Origin of the sequence: Martinezella rhizogenes, assembly GCF_000799715.1 — a bacterium.
Lineage (GTDB): Bacteria > Pseudomonadota > Alphaproteobacteria > Rhizobiales > Rhizobiaceae > Rhizobium > Rhizobium rhizogenes_C.
In genome coordinates, this window is record NZ_JUHG01000014.1 from 534,111 (window position 1) to 551,963 (window position 17,853).

General features: G+C 60.0%; 19 protein-coding genes. All 19 read left to right on the forward strand.

From position 1 onward, the window contains the following. The first annotated feature begins 3 nt into the window (after positions 1 to 3). On the forward strand, positions 4 to 1,620 hold the full coding sequence (locus EX00_RS20105) for a flagellar hook-length control protein FliK (protein ID WP_047461909.1): 1,617 nt from the start codon (positions 4 to 6) through the stop codon (positions 1,618 to 1,620). After that, positions 1,565 to 2,155: a lytic transglycosylase domain-containing protein gene (locus tag EX00_RS20110; protein WP_047461763.1), complete on the forward strand. Its 591-nt coding sequence runs from the start codon at positions 1,565 to 1,567 to the stop codon at positions 2,153 to 2,155. The genes EX00_RS20105 and EX00_RS20110 overlap by 56 nt, the downstream gene beginning before the upstream one ends. Positions 2,156 to 2,434: 279 nt before the next feature. Continuing rightward, a complete protein-coding gene (gene rem, locus EX00_RS20115) occupies positions 2,435 to 3,106 on the forward strand; it encodes a transcriptional activator Rem (protein WP_047461765.1) in 672 nt (223 codons plus the stop codon). 280 nt (positions 3,107 to 3,386) lie between these two features. Next, positions 3,387 to 4,658 (forward strand): flagellar hook protein FlgE, encoded by a 1,272-nt coding sequence (locus EX00_RS20120; RefSeq protein WP_047461767.1) that lies wholly within the window; start codon positions 3,387 to 3,389, stop codon positions 4,656 to 4,658. A 24-nt stretch (positions 4,659 to 4,682) separates the two neighbouring features. Next, positions 4,683 to 6,158: a flagellar hook-associated protein FlgK gene (gene flgK / locus EX00_RS20125; RefSeq protein ID WP_047461768.1), complete on the forward strand. Its 1,476-nt coding sequence runs from the start codon at positions 4,683 to 4,685 to the stop codon at positions 6,156 to 6,158. 3 nt (positions 6,159 to 6,161) lie between these two features. Further along, on the forward strand, positions 6,162 to 7,199 hold the full coding sequence (locus tag EX00_RS20130) for a flagellar hook-associated family protein (protein WP_047461770.1): 1,038 nt from the start codon (positions 6,162 to 6,164) through the stop codon (positions 7,197 to 7,199). Between the two features lie 37 nt (positions 7,200 to 7,236). Beyond that, positions 7,237 to 7,584 (forward strand): flagellar biosynthesis regulator FlaF, encoded by a 348-nt coding sequence (flaF, locus tag EX00_RS20135; RefSeq protein WP_007700180.1) that lies wholly within the window; start codon positions 7,237 to 7,239, stop codon positions 7,582 to 7,584. Beyond that, positions 7,581 to 8,030 carry a flagellar biosynthesis repressor FlbT gene (gene flbT / locus EX00_RS20140; RefSeq protein ID WP_047461773.1) on the forward strand — a complete coding sequence of 150 codons (450 nt, stop codon included), beginning with the start codon at positions 7,581 to 7,583 and terminating at the stop codon, positions 8,028 to 8,030. Before flaF ends, flbT begins: the two co-directional genes overlap by 4 nt. Further along, the gene (gene flgD / locus EX00_RS20145; protein WP_047461774.1) at positions 8,021 to 8,503 is read left to right on the forward strand and encodes a flagellar hook assembly protein FlgD; all 483 of its coding nucleotides are present in this window, start codon (positions 8,021 to 8,023) and stop codon (positions 8,501 to 8,503) included. The genes flbT and flgD overlap by 10 nt, the downstream gene beginning before the upstream one ends. A gap of 31 nt (positions 8,504 to 8,534) precedes the next feature. Beyond that, entirely contained in the window at positions 8,535 to 8,801 is a 267-nt protein-coding gene (gene fliQ, locus EX00_RS20150) for a flagellar biosynthesis protein FliQ (RefSeq protein ID WP_007700174.1), read from the forward strand. Positions 8,802 to 8,945: 144 nt separating this feature from the next. After that, positions 8,946 to 11,033: a flagellar biosynthesis protein FlhA gene (flhA, locus tag EX00_RS20155; RefSeq protein WP_047461776.1), complete on the forward strand. Its 2,088-nt coding sequence runs from the start codon at positions 8,946 to 8,948 to the stop codon at positions 11,031 to 11,033. Continuing rightward, positions 11,030 to 11,782 (forward strand): flagellar biosynthetic protein FliR, encoded by a 753-nt coding sequence (gene fliR, locus EX00_RS20160; protein WP_047461778.1) that lies wholly within the window; start codon positions 11,030 to 11,032, stop codon positions 11,780 to 11,782. Before flhA ends, fliR begins: the two co-directional genes overlap by 4 nt. A 5-nt stretch (positions 11,783 to 11,787) precedes the next feature. Beyond that, the gene (locus tag EX00_RS20165) at positions 11,788 to 12,207 is read left to right on the forward strand and encodes a hypothetical protein (RefSeq protein WP_047461780.1); all 420 of its coding nucleotides are present in this window, start codon (positions 11,788 to 11,790) and stop codon (positions 12,205 to 12,207) included. Positions 12,208 to 12,337: 130 nt separating this feature from the next. After that, a complete protein-coding gene (locus EX00_RS20170) occupies positions 12,338 to 12,934 on the forward strand; it encodes a rod-binding protein (protein WP_047461782.1) in 597 nt (198 codons plus the stop codon). A 13-nt stretch (positions 12,935 to 12,947) separates the two neighbouring features. Next, positions 12,948 to 13,316: a hypothetical protein gene (locus EX00_RS20175; RefSeq protein ID WP_047461784.1), complete on the forward strand. Its 369-nt coding sequence runs from the start codon at positions 12,948 to 12,950 to the stop codon at positions 13,314 to 13,316. Next, on the forward strand, positions 13,313 to 13,849 hold the full coding sequence (locus EX00_RS20180) for a hypothetical protein (protein ID WP_047461786.1): 537 nt from the start codon (positions 13,313 to 13,315) through the stop codon (positions 13,847 to 13,849). Before EX00_RS20175 ends, EX00_RS20180 begins: the two co-directional genes overlap by 4 nt. Before the next feature lie 254 nt (positions 13,850 to 14,103). Continuing rightward, the gene (locus EX00_RS20185; RefSeq protein WP_047461788.1) at positions 14,104 to 14,946 is read left to right on the forward strand and encodes a WecB/TagA/CpsF family glycosyltransferase; all 843 of its coding nucleotides are present in this window, start codon (positions 14,104 to 14,106) and stop codon (positions 14,944 to 14,946) included. 101 nt (positions 14,947 to 15,047) lie between these two features. Then, positions 15,048 to 16,952, forward strand: coding sequence for a GumC domain-containing protein (locus EX00_RS20190; RefSeq protein WP_047461789.1), 1,905 nt, complete (start codon positions 15,048 to 15,050; stop codon positions 16,950 to 16,952). A gap of 104 nt (positions 16,953 to 17,056) precedes the next feature. Continuing rightward, a partial coding sequence (gene folD, locus EX00_RS20195; protein ID WP_047461792.1) for a bifunctional methylenetetrahydrofolate dehydrogenase/methenyltetrahydrofolate cyclohydrolase FolD occupies positions 17,057 to 17,853 on the forward strand: 797 nt, incomplete at its 3' end.

Below are 17,853 nucleotides of genomic sequence, written 5' to 3' on the forward strand. Positions count from 1 at the left end.
ATCATGCAGGACATCGGTATTTCCAGTGCCCCGTCCGGGGCCGATCTCATTGCTGTCGCCAAGGGTGGACGTTCGGCGAAGCAGGATGACGGCGCCGGCAAAGGGTTCCAGGATGCGCTGACCAGCTCGCTCGGCAACGGAAGCAGGTCCGGCGCGAATGCCAATGGCGATGCGGGCATGGTTGAGACGGGCGCCGATGCCGATATCAACGCGGATGGGGGCGCCACCCAGCCCGCCGATCTCGCGATAATCGTTTCCGCCACGGGGGATATCCTTGATACCGGAGCCGAGATGATCGATCCGTCCCTGGCGAACCTTGCCAATCCCGCAACGCTGGCCAAGGGCGCCAAGCCGCCGGCCGGCGCCAAGTTTCCGCAGGAAGCGAGTGCGGCCAATCTCTCCAAATCGCTGATGGATCTTCAACAGGCAGTCTCCGTCGACACCGCACCAGCCGATGCGACCAAGACGATTGGCGATGCGGATACGGCGCAGCCCCAGATCCAGGCTGCGGATCAGCTCGATGATCTCGCCCAGCAATTGGCGGAAGTTGTCGTCGACCATCCGTCTGCGGAGACCGACGGTGACGGGAAGACGGCGCCCGTCAAGCCGGGAAAAACGCCGCCGGTTACCGATGATGGTAAGTCTCTGCCGACGCAGAACGTCCAAACGGGCAATGCCGCATCGGACGTCCTGTCACTCTTGAATGCGCAACAAGCAGTCGTCCCGGTCGCGCCACAGAGCACGGCGGCTGCCTTGACGGGTGCCGACGTGAAGATGCAAGTGGAGCCGGATAAGTCTTTGCCGAAGCTTGCCAATGTGGCATCGAAGGATGCGTCTGTTGATGCCGACGATACCATGGCGGCACTTCCGCGGACCGGCGACGATACCGTCGCGGCGGCGCAGACCTTCCGGCTGGTGCGCGCCGATGGGCGCGGTGGCTCGCTCGATATGTCGATCAGCAAGGGCAGCGATGATGCGGCGCAGGCCGACATCACCACATCAGGCAGCGGCAATGCGCAGACGGTCACGGTGCTTGATTCCCGCCGCTATCTCGGTCTTGCGGCCAATTCCAATGCGGCGCTCGTCACCTCCGCTCTTGGTGGAAACAAGGATTGGTCGGGGGCGATGCAGCCGGGCTCGGCGCTCGCCAATGCGGCGAGCTGGACGAGCACCGGCAAGGTCGTCAACACACTGAAGATTCAGCTGAACCCCGATAACCTCGGCGAAGTCACCGCGACCATGCGACTTTCGGGCGATCAATTGAGCGTCGATCTCAAGGTGCGGACGGGTGAGGCTTACCGGCAGCTCCACGCCGATCAGAGCCATATGGTCGATGCATTGCGCGCCCAAGGCTATCAGGTCGACAGCATCACCGTCACCATGGCCGCGAGCGGCGACCAGTCATCGGATGGCAACAAGCAGTCCGGCTTCCAGGGGCAGTCCCAGCAGCAATCCTTAATGAATCAGGGGCAGGGTGGGGACGCGCGGCCAAAGGGGCAGAACTATTCGGGGCAGCAGGCAAATGGCAATGACGGCAATCGCAGTTCAGGCGAACGCGGCATGGATGAGAGCGCTGCTAGCTACGCTCAGCGCCTGCGCTCTGGCGACGTTTACCTTTGATGCTCTTGCATCTGGGAATGCGGCATCGCCAGACAACGGCGCCGCTGGCCTTTGCGAACGGGAGATCCAGTCGGCGGCGGCGAAATACGGGATACCGGAAGGGATCCTCTATTCGGTCGGCCTGACGGAGACGGGGCGCAAGGGATCGCTCTATCCTTACGCACTCAATATCGAGGGCCGTCCGTTTTTCCCGGGGTCCCAAAACGCTGCCTTGCAGACCTTCGCGGCGGCAAAACAGAGCGGCGCAAAGTTGATCGACATCGGCTGCATGCAGATCAATCAGTATTTTCACGGAGAGAATTTCACATCCGTCGCCGCCATGTTTGATCCGCACAGCAATGTGGAATACGCGGCGAAGTTCCTTCGCGACCTCCATGACAGGCATGAGACCTGGACGATGGCGGTAGCTCGATACCATGCCGGCCCGAACAACAACCCCGCCCAGAAGGTGTATGTCTGCCGCGTCATCGCCAATCTGGTTGCTACCGGCTATGGAAAATGGACGTCCAACGCGGCAAACTTTTGCCAAAATTGAACAACCTATAGATTGTATGTCGCCACATTGTCGCCATAGCTATCCGCCTTCGCATGGTTGACAGCGGGCAGTCGAAGTGAATGACGTATATTCGTAATATGCTAACTAACAATTTTTTATTGGTGTAAAACCAAGGTGACCCACTATATCTAGTGCAAATCGCCCCCTAAATCTTAATCAATTATTAATTCCCGTCACTCATTTCCGACAGTTGTTCGTGATTCGCCCGATTCGTACCCATAGGTGATCGAAACACCACACTGATTCGGAGGCGGACGAATGATCGTAGTGGTTGATGAGCGCGAGCTCGTTAAGGACGGCTATACTTCTCTTTTTGGGCGGGAAGGTATCCCGTCGACGGGGTTTGATCCCCGGGAATTCGGCGAATGGGTTGTGACGGCCGCGGATGGCGATATTGCCGCGGTCGAGGCATTCCTGATCGGACAAGGTCAGCACGTGCACGAACTGCCTCGAGCAATTCGTGACCGCTCGGCTGCGCCGGTCATCGCCGTCAGTGATCAACCCTCGCTGGAATCGACGCTTGCGCTCTTTGACTGCGGCGTCGACGATGTCGTGCGTAAGCCGGTGCATCCTCGAGAAATCCTGGCCCGTGCGGCTGCGATCCGTCGCAGGCTGAAGGCGATCTCCAACTTCACCGACATTGGTCCTATCAGGGTCTTCTCGGATGGCCGTGACCCGGAGGTCAACGGCGAGGTCTTCGCATTGCCACGGCGCGAGCGGCGCATCCTGGAATATCTGATTTCCAATCGTGGTCGCCGTGTGACCAAGACGCAGATCTTCAATGCGATCTACGGCATCTTCGACGAAGAGGTCGAAGAGAATGTCGTCGAAAGCCACATCTCCAAGCTGCGCAAGAAGTTGCGCAAGAGGCTCGGTTTCGATCCGGTCGATTCCAAGCGCTTCCTCGGCTACTGCATCGATTGGAGTTGATGCTTCTACCGAGACCTGGCGCGATAGCGCCCTGGACCTAGCAAAGAGCTCGAGAAATCTCCCGATTCTCGGGCTTTTTCACGACCGCGAACTCCGGGCGCGGCGTCCGGCTCAAAATGTAAGTTAATTCTTACCATTGCCGCGCGCTTCACGCGTTCCGGCGTGTGCATGGAAAAATCCGGAAAGCTGTTTCATGACGATCGGCTTTTCCTCTTTTCAGACAGCTTCACGCAAGGCCCGGTCCCTACTCTCAGCCTATGAGGAATAACGAGGATTCCAGATGAGCATTTTCGGCAGCATGAAAACCGCGATCTCAGGGATGAATGCCCAGGCGAACCGTCTGGGGACTGTTTCTGACAATATCGCCAACTCCAGTACGACTGGCTACAAGCAAGCGTCGACGAGCTTCTCGTCCCTCGTGCTGCCGTCTTCCAGCGGCAACTACAATTCCGGTGGCGTCGAGACGACGGTTCGCTATGCGATCTCGCAGCAGGGCAATGTCACCGCCACCACGTCGAGCACCGACCTCGCAATTCAGGGCAACGGCTTCTTCGTCGTTCAGAGCTCGTCAGGACAAACGTTTCTGACCCGCGCCGGCGATTTCTCGGCCGACGCTTCGGGTAATCTCGTCAACGCCGCCGGCTTCACCCTAATGGGCTATTCCAGCGCCTCCGGCGCGCCGTCGGTGGTCGTCAATGGCTTTGAGGGCATGGTGCCGGTCAATGTCACGCCGAGCGGCACGAACACTGTCGCGACCTCGAGCGGCAGCATGTCTGGCAACCTCAACTCCAATGCCACTGCCGTCGACGGGACCAGTGGCTCTCTGCCCTCGGCGAATACATCTCCGGTGACCACTGACACCAGCAAGAGTTCGATCACCGGCTACGACAACCAGGGCAACAAGGTGGTCTTCGACGTCTATTACACCAAGACGTCGGACGATAACTGGGAAGTTGCGGTCTACAATCATGCGGACGCTGCATCGGGCGATACCCCTTTCCCCTACGGCGGCGATGGTCTGCTCGGCAGCACGGCCCTGACCTTCGATCAGAACGGCGCCATGACGTCTGACGGAGCGCTCGATGTCGCGTTCGGAGATGATACGCCGCAACAGAGTATCGCGATGGATTTCTCGGGCTTTACCCAGGTCGCCACCGACTTTACCGCCACGGGCAAGATGAATGGCCAGGCACCCAACCCGGTGACGAGCGTGACGATCGCCAAGGATGGTACGGTCAGCGCGGTCTATAAGGACGGCTCCAACAAGGAACTCTACCGCGTTCCGCTGGCCACGGTGGCAAGCCCCGACAGTCTGACGCTGGAAAGCGGCAACGTCTACTCGGCCAACGGCGAGTCCGGTGTGACGGTCACTGGTTGGCCGCAGAGCGGAGGCCTGGGCTACATTCAGTCCGGCGCGCTGGAAGAATCCAACGTCGACCTCGCCACCGAGCTGACGAACATGATCACTGCGCAGAAGAGCTACACCGCAAATTCCAAGGTGTTCCAGGCCGGTTCCGACCTTCTGGACGTTCTCGTCAACCTGCAGCGTTAAACACGATAGGGTACCGGGTCAGTCATGTCGCTCACTACAGCTCTCAACAACGCGCAAGCGATATTCAACAACAGCGGCACGCAAAGCAGTGTCGTGTCGAACAATATCGCCAATGCCGGCAATACGGATTATTCCCGTCGCCAGGCGATGCTGACGACCGACATGTCCGGCGCACAGGTCGTGACGATCGCCCGCGCCAACGAGCCGGCCCTGCAGAAAGCGTTCCTCTCCAGCACGTCGTCGGATGCCGCGCAGCAGGCTCTGTTGAAAGCTTACGAAAGCCTAAAATCCGGAACGCTCGGCGGCAATGACAACGAGATTTCGGCCGCGACCTATCTGTCTACATTCCAGACGGCGATGCAGACCTATGCCAGTTCGCCGTCCAGCACGACGGCGGCGCAATCGGCGATCAATGCCGCCCAGAGCCTCGCAACGTCCCTGAACAACGCCACCACGGCCGTTCAGAGCGTTCGCGCCGACGCCGACAAGCAGATTGCGTCGGATGTCGACACGCTGAACGGCCTGCTGAAACAGTTCCAGACGGCGAATGATGCGGTCACCAGCGCGACCGCGACGGCGGGCTCCACCTCAACGGCGCTGTCCGATGCGCTCGACCAGCGCGATTCGGTACTGAAGCAGATTTCGCAGATCGTCGGGGTCACGACCGTGACGCGCGACAACAACGATGTGGCGCTTTACACCACCGGTGGCGCAACGCTGTTCGAGACGGTGCCGCGTGCGGTGACCTTCACCCCGACCATGTCCTACGTGGCGGGCACCGCCGGCAACAACGTCTATATAGACGGGGTCGCGGTGGCAGCGGGCGATGGGGCGAGCACGACGGCGCAGGGCAGCCTTCAGGCGGCGCTCCAGGTTCGCGACGAGGTCGCTCCGACTTACCAGATGCAGCTTGATGAAATCGCGCGCGGCCTGGTGACAACATTTGCGGAGACGAACCAGACCGACGCTACCAAGGCGCCCGGCCTGTTCACCTGGAGCGACGGCACCGTTCCGGCGAGCGGCACCGTCGTCACCGGCATGGCTGGTTCGATCGCGGTCAATCCGGCGCTACTGACCACCTCTACCCAGACCGGCGATCCGACACTCCTGCGCGATGGCGGCATCAACGGTGCGGACTATGTGGTCAATGCCACGGGGGGCAGCGGTTATTCCGATCTGCTCGACGCGTATATCACCGGCATGAACACGAAGATGGACTTCGATGCGACCGCCGGTTCCGATACCAGCTCCAGCATCATGGATTATGCGTCTTCTTCCATCGGCTGGCTTGAAGGCCAACGTAGTACTGCAACCACAGCGGCGGAAAACACCTCGGCGGCGCTGTCGCGTTCGTCGACCGCTTACTCGAACGAGACTGGCGTCAACCTCGATGAGGAGCTGACCCTGATGATGGATATCGAGCAGTCCTACAAGGCGGGAACGAAGATATTGAACGCCGTCAACGAGATGCTTCAATCGGTACTGGATATTGCGAGCTAAGCCATGAAACTTTCTTTCATTTCGAGCACAGCCATTCAGAATTCGATGCGCCAGACGATCCGTCAGGCGCAGAATGAGATGACGGATGCCTCGACCGAGGCGACGACCGGCGTCTATGCCGACATCGGCGTCTCGCTCGGCAGTGGTACCGCGAGCAGCGTCAATCTCACGCGGGATGTGACGCGCATCGATTCCATTCTCAGCAGCAATTCGGTCGTCAACCAGCGGATGACTTCCTCGCAGACGGCGCTCAGCGACATGTCCTCCCAGGCCCAGAAATTCATGGACCAGCTCGTGGCGCTGCGCGGCAACAATGACGGCAGCAGCGTGCAATTGACGCAGCAGACGGCGACCGCGACGCTTTCGAGCTTCGTTGCCGATGCCAACACCATGGTCAACGGTGAATATCTCTTCGCCGGCACCAATACCGACGTTCAGCCGATGACCGACAATTCTTCGACAGCGAATGCTGCGGTCCAGCAAGCCTTGAGCGATTATGCAAGTGCTCAGGGCGTCGCAATCAGCGATCTGACGGGCGATCAGATGAAGGATTTCATCACGACCGTTGCCGAGCCGATGGTCACATCGGACAGCAGCTGGTCGGACTGGTCGAGCGCGTCGGATCAGAACATGTCGAGCCGCATCAGCAATTCCGAGGTCATCGAATCCTCGACCAATGCCAACGCCACCGGCATGCGCTACCTGGCGCTTTCCACCACCATCGCCAATGCATTGATGGGACAGGGTTTGAGCCAGGGCGCGCTGAACGCGGTCACGGACCAGGCGACCAGCTATGCGCGCCAGGCGATCGACGGGCTCAACGATCAGGCGAGCAAGCTCGGCCTGTCGCAATCGCGCCTGACGGATGCCAACACGTCGCTGAACGCCCAGAAAACCATCATCAATACCAATATCGGCGATCTGACAGGGGTCGATCCTTACGAGGCGTCGACCAAGGTCAACAGTCTCGAGACTCAGCTCGAGACCGCTTACACCATCGTCTCCAAGATCCAGCAGCTAAGCCTTGTAAATTACCTTTGATGATCAAAGGGATGGAATGACCAAGAAGGATGCATGAATGTATCAGTTCTCATATGCGGAAGTCATGCAGGATGCAGTGGCCGACGCCAAGGAGCGAGAACGTCAGGTTCTGGACCGGTCGATTACTCTTCTCGCCGCAGCCCGTGACAAGGAGAAATACGGCCGCGAGGCGATCGAGGCGCTGTTCTACACAAGACGCGTCTGGGTTAGCTTCATCGAGGATCTGAAAAGTCCGGACAACCAGCTTAACGTCGAACTGCGCGCCAATCTCATCTCCATCGCACTTTGGATCCTGAAGGAATGCGACAGGATCCGGAGGCGCCAGTCGGAGAATTATCAAGGCATCATCGATGTCACCACCATCATCAGGGATGGACTTAAATGAAAAGTACGCTTCGCATATCGCTTAAAGCCGGGGAAAAAATCTTCATCAACGGGGCCGTGCTGCGCGTTGACCGCAAGGTTGCCCTGGAATTCCTGAATGATGTGACCTTCCTGCTCGAGAACCATGTTCTCCAGCCGGAGGAGGCGACAACGCCGCTGCGCCAGCTCTATTTCATCGCGCAGATGATCCTCATCAATCCGGAAGGCAAGGAGCAATCGACGGCGATGTTTCGCAAGTCGATCGTCATGTTGGTCTCGTGCTTCCGTCACGAGGAAGTGCTCGCCGAGCTGAAGCGCATCGACGGCCTCGTCGCCACTGGCCGTGCTTTCGACGCGCTGAAGGCGATCCGTGGCCTCTACGCAATTGAGGACACGATCCTGAACAATCAGGAAATGCCGGCAGCAACCATCGAGCATATTCGTCGGGAGATCGCACCGTGGCGGTAGATGCAATTACCAGCACCACCAGTGCCAGCACCGCTTCGAGCACCGCGGCAGCGGCATCGGCGAGCGCCAGCCTGAACTACAACGACTTTCTCAAGCTTCTCATCGCACAGATGAAGACGCAGGATCCGACCGATCCGATGGATGCCACCCAGCAGATTTCGCAGCTCGCCAGCTTCTCTCAGGTCGAGCAGCAGATTCAGACGAACTCGCACCTGGAAACGGTGTTGCAGAACCAATGGATTTCGCAGGCGTCGGATTACATCGGCAAGGAGATCATGAGTGCCGACGGCACCGTCACCGGCACCATCAAGGAGGTAACCGTCTACTCGGACGGTATCATCGCGCAAACCGAAGCGGGCGACAAGGTCCTGTTGCAGTCCGGCGTCACCGTAGCGCCGGCGGGTACCACGATTGTCGCGCCGACGACGACGAGCGATACTACCACCACTGATTCGTCGGACACCAGCTCATGATGAGCTGACTGAACTAGGGGACAAAGAGGCCATGAACGAAGCCGATGCATTGGATATCTTCCAGGCAGCCATCTGGACGGTGCTTGTCGCCTCCGGCCCGGCCGTTCTCGCCGCGATGGTCGTCGGTCTAGTCATCGCCCTGATCCAGGCGCTGACCCAGGTGCAGGAGGCCACGTTGACCTTCGTGCCGAAGATCGTCGCCGTCATGGTAACGGTCGGGATCAGCGCGCCCTTCGTCGGCTCGCAGATCTCGATCTTCACCAATCTGGTCTTCTCCCGTATCCAGTCGGGATTCTGATTCCAGAGCGACCTTTGGGAAAAGATCACGCCAAGCGACTTGCGCGGAGCCATTCTCGCGCAAGCTTCGCCTTCTACTGATCGGTTCGAATAGGGCAGGCGGTTCAGCCGTTTGCCTCCTCTCATGAAGAGACGGAATCGGTCGATGGCGCAACCACCCGCACTAGCACTTCCCAAAGTGAATCCCAGCGTCCGCGATATCGGGTTTGCCCTCGGTATCATGGGCATCCTCTGCGTGCTGTTCCTGCCGATCCCGCCGTTCCTCATCGATATGGGCCTGGCTTTTTCAATCGCGCTCTCTGTGCTGATCCTGATGGTGGCGCTTTGGATCAAGAAGCCGCTGGAATTCTCGTCCTTCCCGACCATCCTTTTGATCGCCACCATGATCCGTCTATCGCTGAACATTGCGACGACGCGCGTCATCCTTTCGCACGGCTATGAGGGTCACGACGCGGCGGGCGGGGTCATCGCGGGCTTCGCCAGCCTGGTCATGTCCGGCGATTTCGTCATCGGTCTGATCGTCTTCCTGATCCTGATCACCATCAATTTCATCGTCATCACCAAGGGCGCGACGCGTATCGCCGAAGTCGGCGCGCGTTTCACCCTGGATGCCATCCCCGGCAAGCAGATGGCGATCGACGCCGATCTCTCGGCCGGCCTGATCGACGAGAAGGAAGCGCAGCGGCGACGCAAGGAACTGGAGGAGGAAAGCTCCTTCTTCGGCGCGATGGACGGTGCCTCGAAATTCGTGCGCGGCGATGCCGTCGCCGGCCTGCTCATCACCTGCATCAACATTTTCGGCGGCATCATCATCGGCTATTTCCGCCACGGCATGGAGATCGGCCAGGCGGCGGATGTCTTCGTCAAGCTTTCCGTCGGTGACGGTCTGGTGTCGCAGATGCCGGCGCTCATCGTCTCGCTCGCCGCCGGTCTCCTCGTCTCGCGCGGCGGCACCGCCGGCTCCACCGATCAGGCTGTCATGGATCAGCTGAGCGGCTATCCGCGCGCTCTTGCCGTGTCGGCGGTCCTCATGGGCATCCTGGCCGTCATGCCGGGCATGCCGTTCTTCCCCTTCATCGCTCTCTGCGGCCTGCTGGCGTCCGGTGCGTGGTTCATTCCGCGTCAGGTCGCGGCTGAAAACAAGCTGCTCCGTGACGCGGAAGAAAAGAAGGTGATGCAGACGAAGGAAATGGAAAAGGACTCGGTCAAGTCGGTCCTGAAGACCTCGGAAATAGAACTGGCGCTCGGTAAGATCGTCTCGACCCGCCTGCTCGGCGCCCATCAGGAGCTGGCCTTCCGTGTCGGCAAGATGCGCAAGAAATTTGCGACGCAATACGGCTTTGTCGTGCCGGAAATCAAGGTGACCGACGACATCGCCATTGCCGACAAATCCTATCAGATCCGCATCCACGGCACGACGATCGCCTCCAACACCCTGCGCGTCGGCGAGGTGCTCGTGGTCACCGGCTCGGGCCGCAAGCCGACCGTTCCCGGCGACGAGATCCGCGAGCCCGCCTTCGGCATGCCCGCCGTCTCCGTCCTCGAAGCCTTCACCGAGGATCTGAAGCGCGAGGGCTTCCAGCCGATCGACAATGTCTCCGTTGTGCTGACCCATATGAGCGAGGTCATCCGCAACAACCTGCCGGCGCTTCTCTCCTATAAGGACGTGAAGATCCTGATCGATCGCCTCGACCCGGAATACAAGAAGCTCGCCGACGAAATCTGCTCGTCGCACATGTCCTATTCCGGCCTGCAGGCGGTGCTCAAGCTTCTGCTCGCTGAGCGCGTCTCGATCCGCAACCTGCATCTCATTCTCGAAGCCGTGGCCGAACTCGCGCCGCATGTGCGCAAGACGGAGCAGATTGTCGAGCATGTACGCATACGCATGTCGCAGCAGCTCTGCGGTGACCTGGCGGACAATGGCGTGTTGCGGGTACTGCGCCTTGGCAGCAAATGGGACCTGATCTTCCATCAGGCGCTGAAGCGCGACCAGAAGGGCGAGATCGTCGAGTTCGACATCGATCCACGCAGCCTGGAGGAGTTCAGCGAGCAGGCGGGCAAAGTTATCCGTGAATACATGGACCGCGGCATGCCCTTCGTCCTTGTCACGTCGCCGGAAACGCGCTCCTATGTGCGCATGATCATCGAACGCCTGTTCGCGACCCTTCCGGTCTTGTCGCATGTGGAATTGGCCAAGGGGATCGAGATCAAGATTCTAGGTTCCATTTCATGATATCCGACCCCCAGGGCACCATTCTGGCGTTGTTTCTCGCCTTCTGCCGCATTGGCGGTTGTGTAATGGTGCTTCCGGGGTTCTCGTCTGGCCGCGTGCCGCCGCAGATCCGGTTGCTGCTTTCGGCGGCCCTGTCGATGGCGATCCTGCCGCTGCTCTGGAATACGATCTATCCGCAGGTGTCCAAGAGCAGCGCTACCTATATCAGCCTGATTTTCACCGAGGCGGTGATCGGCCTGATGTACGGCATGATGGCGCGGCTCTATACGCTCGGGCTGCAATTCGCCGGCACTGTTATTTCGATGCTGATCGGCTTCAACGCGCCGGGGGGCATGGATATCATCGAGGACTCCAACGAGACGTCGCTCACCAGCATGATCAGCTTCTGCGGGCTGATGATATTGTTCGTCCTGGATTTCCATCATTACGTCCTGCAGGCGCTGGTCGAGTCATATTCCGTCATTCCCTTCGGAGGCCATATCGATGTGCGCGCCTCGCTGGTGTCGGTGACGGACACGCTGGCGACCACCTTTTTCATCATGCTGCGGCTGGCGAGCCCCTTCCTGCTCTATGGATTGATGTTTCAGATCTCGATCGGCTTCATCAACAAGCTGGCGCCGCAGATCCCGATCTACTTCATTTCCACGCCCTATCTGCTGATGGGCGGGCTGTTCATGCTCTATCTCAGCATCGCGACGATGATCAGCCAGTTTTCCGGCGCCTTCCTTAGCGTCTTCAACGGGCATTAGCGGCCATGGCGGAGAAGAGCCGGTCCGAAAAACTGAAGCGCCTCGTCGCCGTGCAGCGTCACCTCGAGCGGATCGCGGAAAACGAGCTTGCCGATACCACCCGGCAGCGCGCTGAGGTCAGCGATTCGATGGAGAAGGTGATTGACGCGATCAGCTCGGCCGATCCGGTGCATGCGATATTTTCGATGCAGTATGCCCAGCGTTACGGCCGCCTGACGCTCAGGGACCAGCAGCTTGAGGGCATCCAGTCGCTGATCGAAATGAAGGTCCTGCAGGAGCGCACCAAGGCGGAGCGGCTGGAAGAGCATATGAAGGATGCACGCGAGCTCGAAACGCGCGAAGCGGACGACAATGCCGTCTACGATATCATCGATCAGCGCTTTGCCGATACCACGCCAGCCTCCAGCAAGGTTCAAAAACCATAATCATTTCCATCTTGGAACAGGATGGCGGTTCGTTGGCTCGACCCTGGCTCCAACCGTTCGATTCGGCATGACCCATTCGGTGGCTGCTTTACGCATCCATGGATCATGCGACAGTGAAAGGAAACGTGACGTGGCTATTTCGCCTCCGAGTGATTTGGTGCTGGATGTCGTCCAGGCCGCCAGTCCGGCCGATGTTCAGGCGGCTCAGGAGAAACTCGCTGCCAACAGGGCCGCCTTCGCCGCCACCAGCCTGGCAGAAAACGGCAATGGCTTCGGCTCGACCGTGGACGCGCTCAACAGCGCCGCGACGCAGGCGGGCCTCAGCAACGCCAATACCCATGGCGGGGTGACGAAAGTGCCGCAGGTCTATCGCAAGTTCGAGGCCATGGTGCTGCAGAACTTCGTGAAGAACATGCTGCCCAACAGCGAGACGCTGTACGGCAAGGGCTCCACCGGCGAAATCTGGAAGGGCATGATGGCCGAGCAGATGGGCAATACGCTCGCCAAGAACGGCGGCGTCGGCATCGCCGAGAAGATGTATCAGGATCAGGTCTCCAAGATGCGCAATACCGGCGCCATCAACTCGGCGACCAATGAGAACGACAAGAAGATGGCGCTGAGCGCCGTTGCCGATTTTCAGCGCAAGACGCTCGCCGCCTCCGAAACCAACGGCGACTGCGATACCACGGTCACCAATCAAGACGCGTTGACATCCAAGAAAGCATGAGTTGGGGGAAGACATGGAAGTAATTTCGAACGACTACCGGATCAAGTCGGTCCTCGGCCGCCTGGAACTGATCATCGACAATGAGAACAACCGGATCGGCAGCGATCCTGAATTCGATCTCAAGGTCTCGAACGCACATAAGAGCCGCTGCCTTTACGAGCTGTCGATGCTGTTTCGCGATACCAATCCGGCCGAATTGGCCGTCACCCATATCGAGCAGCTGCATGGGTTGAAGAAGAAGCTGACCTTGAACGCGCGACGTGTTGAGGCCCATCTCGAGGCCGTGCGCGCGGTCGCCGATATCCTGAAGAATGCGGTGCAGAACGCCGATGCGGACGGCACCTATTCGCAGGAACAATTTCGTGTCCGCGAGGCCGGATGATCAAGCTCGTCCTCACCGGTCTGTGGGTCTGCGTCGTGACATTGGCTTCGGTCTATGTCTCGGTACAGACGGCGACGGCGCCCGCGATCAGTCCTGACGACGCCAAGAAGGCGCAGCAGGAGTTCGTCAAGGGTGAAACGATCAATGTGCCCGTCATCGCCGGTGGCCAGGTGATCGGCTATTTTCTCACCCGCATCTCCTTCATGATGGACAAAGGCAAGGCGGCTGCGTTGCAGACGCCTTTGTCGGCCCTGACGACCGACGAGCTCTATTCGCTGCTGGTGGGCAACAAGGCGATCGACATCGCCCATGTCGAGACCTTCAATGTCGCCGCCTTTCGCGACGAGATCAAAAAGAACATGAATGAGCGGCTCGGCGGCGATTATGTCGGCGACGTGCTGGTCGAACAGCTTGATTATCTCTCGAAGAACGAAATCGGCAATGGCGAGGGTTCCGGCAAGAGAACCGCCAAGCCCGTGAAGATCGTCCAGGGCGATTCGCCATCGGACGCACCGCCGAAGCCGGCGCATTAGGCTTTGTTCGAGCCGATTGATCCGGTTGTTCCGATCAAGGGGCGGCCGGGTTCGACGATGGGCTGAAACAGCATTAACGCCCCCTTACTTTTCCTTCGCAATTGCAATCGATTTTTCTAACGGAAGCTTGGGGCGGCCTTGTTATAAGCTCTCCCAGCGACGTTTCCCATGTCCTCGACGGACAGGTGGTTGAGATCCGCGTCGCAAATTTGCCGGCGCTGGGCGTATCAAGCGTCCGAGGCAGGAGGTCGTTCGTGAATCTGGTCGCAAATTTTGCCGTGCACGCATCGCGTCGAATGATTTTCGACCTGCCGGTCTGCGATCTCGGTTGGGAAGATACGCTCGCCTTCATCAACGAACTGGCCTCCCATCCCACCGGCCAGACCGTGATTTCCTTCGTCAATGCCCACAACATGCTGATGATGCTGCGCGACGACGACTATCGTGATGTCCTGGCGCAAAATCTCGTTCTGCCCGATGGCGTCGGCCTGGATATCGCCTCGCGGATTGCCCATGGCGATCCCTTTCCCGCCAATCTGAACGGCACGGATTTCGTGCCGGCGCTGTTGACCTTCATGGATCGACCGAAGCGTATCGGCCTCGTCGGTGGCCGCCGCCATGTCATCGAGAAGGCCGCGGAAAATTTCCGCAAGCATGCGCCCTGGCATGAATTCATCGTCATTGCCGACGGTTTTTTCGGTGAAGCGGGGAATGATCTGGTGACGGCGGAGATCAGCAGTCTAGATATCGACGTGCTGATCGTCGGCATGGGAACCCCGCTGCAGGAAAAATGGGTTGCCGACCATATCAGGCCGCAGCATGCCCGGCTGGTGATGACTGTCGGCGCCCTGTTCGATTTCATTTCCGGCACCGTGCCGCGCGCGCCGGCCCTGGTGCGGGCCACGCGCTTTGAATGGGCCTATCGCCTGGCACAGGAGCCGGGCCGGCTGTGGCGGCGCTATATGCTCGGCGTACCGCTCTTCCTCTACCAGGTCGTCCGACACCAGTTCGGCCGCAAGCAGCGCATCTTGCGTGCCGGCGAGCAACAGCCCGAATCCCCGTCGCAGCTTCCTGCGCGAGACAGGCTCGCCGGTTGATCTACCTCTCGGGTAGTCGTTAACCTTTTCTTTGCTATGAAAATTTAGAATGGGTTAACCATCTGCATCGGTCGCTGACCATGCGTGAGAGATAACCCGCCATGTTCGACAACAAGGCCAGAACCAGACCTCATCCTGTCGAGACGGAAGCCCTGGAGGCTTCCGGCAGAGCGGCCCGTCATGCCTATCTCGACCGTGGCGAGGATGGCTATCTGATCGCAGCAAATCTCCATCCGGTCGATCGCCATGCCATGAGCGACGCGCAATTGCTGGCGATCATCCAGAAGATGCTGGATGGCGATCCTTATCCGGTCTCGAGGCAGGCCAAATCCGAGGCGGTGGAAGCCGAAGAGCCGCAGCCACTGCCCGACCGCATTCGCGATATCCTGCGAAACCGCGGCGCCGTCGATGAAGCTATCGCGGACAGGGAGCAGGCGTCGACCACCCATGAACCTCCTGCGGTCCGCCGCTCCGAAGGGACCGAGGTCGTTCCGCCGCCTCCCGTCGATCCACCGGTCGTTTCAACCATCACGCCTATGCCGCATCGTCGCTGGGCATTCGGGCTCGGCTCCATCGTCTTCGTTGTCGTTGCTTCTTTGGCGGGCGCCTTCGTTCCGACGATGCTTGCCTCGCCGCCACGCTATATGTCGCAGACTGTCCTGCGGGTAGAGGGGCAGGGGCTTCTGGACGTTGCGGCCAAACGCATCGTCGCTCCGTCCCTGCTCTCCGATCTGGTCGCCAGATTGAAGCTGGACCGCGATCCGGAATTTACCGGCGGCCGGGCCGGCGCCTTCGGCGTTGCCATGGACTTGCTGTCCGGCAATGGCAACGCATCCGACGCGCCATCGCGCGCGCAGGCCGCTCTTCGCAAGGACATTGCCGTCACCGCCGATGCGCGGGACGGCACTTTGCATCTCACGGTAACCACGGGCGATCCACTGAGATCGGCCGAGATCGCCAACCGCCTGGCCGATGTGACGATCTATGATGCCATGGTTGCGCAAGGTGCGGGTCTCACCGGCAAAAGCAGTGCAGCCGCCGACCGGAGCCTCAAAAACCTCGATCAGGCAAAGACCGCGCTCGCCAATTTCAAGGCGCAGTACGGCGATGACAAGATCGTGGCGGCTTGGGATCTGCAAGCGCAGCGGCAGCGGCTGGATGGCGAGATCAAGGCTTCCGAGGCGGCGGTGTTGAGCGCGAAAGCCCGTGCGTCGGCCGCCAGATCCGCAACCCCGGCCACAGTCATGAGCGGCGCGCTGCCGGGCGATCTGTCATCCGCCGGTCTCGATGATCTGCGTAGCCGCTACAGCGCCGCCAAAATCGTCCTGTCCCAGCTTTCCACGCAACTCGGCCCGCGCCATCCTCGTTTGCTGGCGCAGCAGGCGACGGTCGATAGTCTTGCCGTCGATATTCGCAATCAATTGCAGCGCCTGATCGCCAGCAGCGATGCTGCCTTGAAGGCGGCGCTTGAGGATCAGGCGGCACTTTCCGCGCGAATGAAGGCTCTTGGCCAGAGGACCGTCGATGTCGACATGGCGCGCCTTACCCGGCTGCAGGATGATGTGGCGGTAGCACAAGGCCGTTATGACGCCGACCTGCAAAACGTCGATACCGCTCCACCCGAGGTCGCGCCGCCAATCACCGTCCTTGCCCCGGCCACGGCCGCAAAGGCGCCGCTCGACGACGATCTCGCCGGCAACCAAATCGCAGGTTTCCTGATCGGCCTCGTCGCAGCATTTTGCCTGGTGTTCCTCAGAAAATGGGTTGGCGGGGAGCCGCTTTCGCAAGATCACACGGCCGGATCGATCGCTACGCCGGAGCCGCTTTTGGATTACAGCGCCGAACCGATCTCAGGCCTCCCGCAACCGCGTTTCGACGAGGCCATTCCCGTTGCCGTTGATCAGCCCATCGTCGCGGACGAACTCTCGCAGATCCAGCGGGAATTGGCGCTGCTGCGTGCGAAGGTGGAAACTTATGCCGCACACCGGCGGACCGGGCGCAGCTGATTTCTCCTTGCAATTACCGCTTTCAGATATCATAGGGCGTTCGTAGGCAAATCTGCCGGGCCGACGGCTTGTAGATTGCCGCCGAACTATATCGGGAGAGACGCGTGACGACTGTGATCGACGGCAAGCAGGTGGCGGCTTCGGTGATCGAGGCGGTGAAGACGGCGACGTCCGCGCTGGAGAGTGAGACCGGAACGAAGGCCGGTCTTGCGGTGGTGATTGTCGGTGACGATCCGGCCAGCCACAGCTATGTGAGCTCGAAGAGCAGGATGGCCAAGGAATGCGGCTTCAACTCCATCCAGCACACACTGCCGGCCGAGACGACGCAGGAAGCATTGGCAAGTCTCGTCCAGTCGCTGAACGACGACGCCTCCATCCACGGCATCCTGGTGCAGCTGCCGCTGCCGCAGCATTTGAACTCGGAGCCGATCATCCAGTCGATCCGGCCGGAGAAGGATGTCGATGGACTGCATGTGGTCAATGCCGGCAAGCTTGCCACTGGCGATCTGGCAACCGGCCTGATTTCCTGCACGCCGGCTGGTGCGATGCTTCTGGTGCGCCGCGTCCATGGCGAGGACCTGTCGGGACTGAATGCCGTCGTCATCGGCCGCTCCAATCTGTTCGGCAAGCCGATGGCGCAATTGCTGCTCAACGCCAATGCGACGGTGACGACGGCACACTCCCGCACCAAGGACTTGGCCATGGTCGCTCGCACCGCCGATATTCTGGTGGCGGCGGTCGGCCGTCCTGAGATGGTCAAGGCGGACTGGATCAAGCCGGGCGCGACGGTGATCGATGTCGGCATCAACCGGATTGCCGCCCCTGAGCGCGGCGAGGGCCGGACCCGTCTGGTCGGCGATGTCGCCTTTGCCGAAGCGTCTGACGTTGCCGCCGTGATCAC

Bases quoted from the DNA above. Each gene is read 5' to 3' on its own strand.
- EX00_RS20120 (WP_047461767.1), top strand. From the start codon at position 3,387: ATGAGCATTTTCGGCAGCATGAAAACCGCGATCTCAGGGATGAATGCC.
- rem (WP_047461765.1), top strand. From the start codon at position 2,435: ATGATCGTAGTGGTTGATGAGCGCGAGCTCGTTAAGGACGGCTATACT.
- EX00_RS20105 (WP_047461909.1), top strand. From the start codon at position 4: ATGCAGGACATCGGTATTTCCAGTGCCCCGTCCGGGGCCGATCTCATT.
- fliR (WP_047461778.1), top strand. From the start codon at position 11,030: ATGATATCCGACCCCCAGGGCACCATTCTGGCGTTGTTTCTCGCCTTC.
- EX00_RS20175 (WP_047461784.1), top strand. From the start codon at position 12,948: ATGGAAGTAATTTCGAACGACTACCGGATCAAGTCGGTCCTCGGCCGC.
- EX00_RS20190 (WP_047461789.1), top strand. From the start codon at position 15,048: ATGTTCGACAACAAGGCCAGAACCAGACCTCATCCTGTCGAGACGGAA.
- flgK (WP_047461768.1), top strand. From the start codon at position 4,683: ATGTCGCTCACTACAGCTCTCAACAACGCGCAAGCGATATTCAACAAC.
- EX00_RS20110 (WP_047461763.1), top strand. From the start codon at position 1,565: ATGAGAGCGCTGCTAGCTACGCTCAGCGCCTGCGCTCTGGCGACGTTT.
- flaF (WP_007700180.1), top strand. From the start codon at position 7,237: ATGTATCAGTTCTCATATGCGGAAGTCATGCAGGATGCAGTGGCCGAC.
- flbT (WP_047461773.1), top strand. From the start codon at position 7,581: ATGAAAAGTACGCTTCGCATATCGCTTAAAGCCGGGGAAAAAATCTTC.
- EX00_RS20130 (WP_047461770.1), top strand. From the start codon at position 6,162: ATGAAACTTTCTTTCATTTCGAGCACAGCCATTCAGAATTCGATGCGC.
- fliQ (WP_007700174.1), top strand. From the start codon at position 8,535: ATGAACGAAGCCGATGCATTGGATATCTTCCAGGCAGCCATCTGGACG.
- flhA (WP_047461776.1), top strand. From the start codon at position 8,946: ATGGCGCAACCACCCGCACTAGCACTTCCCAAAGTGAATCCCAGCGTC.
- EX00_RS20180 (WP_047461786.1), top strand. From the start codon at position 13,313: ATGATCAAGCTCGTCCTCACCGGTCTGTGGGTCTGCGTCGTGACATTG.
- EX00_RS20165 (WP_047461780.1), top strand. From the start codon at position 11,788: ATGGCGGAGAAGAGCCGGTCCGAAAAACTGAAGCGCCTCGTCGCCGTG.